Source organism: Acidithiobacillus sp. TH-A35, from assembly GCF_057473505.1.
In genome coordinates this window covers 1-1867 of the sequence record NZ_JBYCKR010000214.1, presented here as the reverse complement: position 1 = coordinate 1867, position 1867 = coordinate 1, and the positions used below count along the sequence as shown (strand labels likewise).

At 56.6% G+C, this 1867-nt stretch carries 2 protein-coding genes; one reads left to right on the top strand and one right to left on the bottom strand.

Annotated features, from left to right (window positions below; all coding sequences use genetic code 11):
* The coding region (locus AC2VNK_RS07370; protein WP_486883323.1) for a 2-isopropylmalate synthase at positions 1-1470 on the top strand (1470 nt) is incomplete at its 5' end.
* A 53-nt stretch (positions 1471-1523) separates the two neighbouring features.
* On the opposite strand, the gene AC2VNK_RS07365 is transcribed toward AC2VNK_RS07370, so the two are convergent.
* On the bottom strand, positions 1524-1867 hold a 344-nt coding region (locus AC2VNK_RS07365), incomplete at its 5' end, for a hypothetical protein (RefSeq protein WP_486883322.1).

Below are 1867 nucleotides of genomic sequence, written 5' to 3'. Positions count from 1 at the left end.
ATGACCCGGGAGGAAAAATTGCGGATTGCCCAGGCCCTGGAGCGCCTGCAGGTGGATGTCATAGAGGCGGGTTTTCCCGTCGCCAGCCCCGGGGATTTCGCCGCCGTGCAGGCTATTGCCAGAACTGTGCGGGAAAGTCGAATCTGTGGTCTGGCACGGGCGCGGGATGAGGACATCCGCCGTGCGGGTGAGGCGCTGAAAGAGGCCAATGCCGGCCGTATTCATACTTTTATTGCTACCAGCCCCATTCATATGCAATCCAAGTTGCGCATGCGGCCCGACGAGGTGCTGGAGCGCGCAGTCGCTGCGGTAAAACTGGCGCGGCAATATTGCGATGATGTGGAATTTTCTCCCGAAGACGCGGGTCGTTCCGAGGAGGATTTTCTGTGCCGGGTCATTGAAGCGGTGATCCAGGCCGGGGCGCGCACCATCAATATTCCTGACACGGTCGGCTATAACCTGCCCGATCGCTTTGGCCAATTGATTGGTAATCTGCGGCAGCGTATACCCAACGCCGATCAAGCCATATTTTCCGTACACTGCCATAATGATCTGGGCCTGGCGGTGGCTAATTCCCTGTCTGCCGTGCAGCATGGTGCCCGCCAGGTCGAATGTACCATCAACGGTCTGGGGGAACGCGCTGGCAATGCTGCTCTGGAAGAAATCGTCATGGCGGTACGCACCCGCCGGGATGTTTTCAGTTGTGATACCCGCATTGATACCAGCCAGATTGTTGCGACCAGTAAACTGGTTTCGACCATTACCGGTTTTCCGGTTCAGCCCAACAAGGCCATTGTCGGTGCCAATGCCTTTGCCCATGAGTCCGGCATTCATCAGGACGGAGTACTGAAACATCGCGAGACCTATGAAATCATGCGCGCTGAAGATGTCGGCTGGTCCGCAAACCGCATGACCCTGGGTAAACTCTCAGGACGGGCGGCCGTCCGCGCTCGTCTGGAGGCCTTGGGTATCCAGCTGGATAAAGACACCCTGGATCAGGTTTTCACCCGTTTCAAGGACCTCGCCGACCGCAAGGCCGAAGTATTTGATGAAGATCTCCAGGCCCTGGTCAATGAAGATTTGCAGGAAGAGCAGGCCGAACATTATCGTCTGGGTTATTTGCGGGTCTGCTCGGAAATGGGCACGCATCCCGAAGCAACAGTGGAAGTGTGGGTGGACGGCGTCGCCAAAACCGCCAAGGCAGTGGGCGGCGGCCCGGTAGATGCGGCTTTCAAGGCCATGGAAAGCTTGTTGAACAGTGAGATGCGTCTGCTCTTGTATTCGGTCAATGCCATTACCACCGGCACGGACGCCCAGGGTGATGTGACGGTTCGTCTGCAGGACGGGAGTGGTCGTGCCGTCAACGGTCAGGGCGCCGACACCGATATTGTCGTGGCCAGCGCCAAGGCCTATCTTTCCGCCATGAATCGCTTGCGCGGCCCCCAGGAGCGGCAACATCCGCAGCTGTAAGTGGATCGGCCCCGATTAAGGGGCCGATAACGCCAATAAACCTTGCCCTGGTTTTATGCTGAAAGCAAGTTGGCTGCCTGGTCGAATGTTTCCATGGCAGCCTGGGTATTCCCAAGGTGTGTATATATTTTCCCCTGCAGGACCAGGCTCTCGGCCAAGGTTTGTACTAAGGCCGTTGAATGGGCGGTGTATTCCTGCTTACGAAGTTTTTCGAGAATGGGTGTGGCTTGCTGGCATGAAGTCTCTGCACGATGGGCCTGTCCCATGCTCAGCTCGGAACTTGCACGCTGAAGATGGGTTCTTGCCAGCATTATTTGTAAATGTGGACCAAAATTTTCATGTAGTCGCTCTTGTAAATTGCCGAGAATGCTGATGGCGCTGCTCAGTTGTGCAGCAG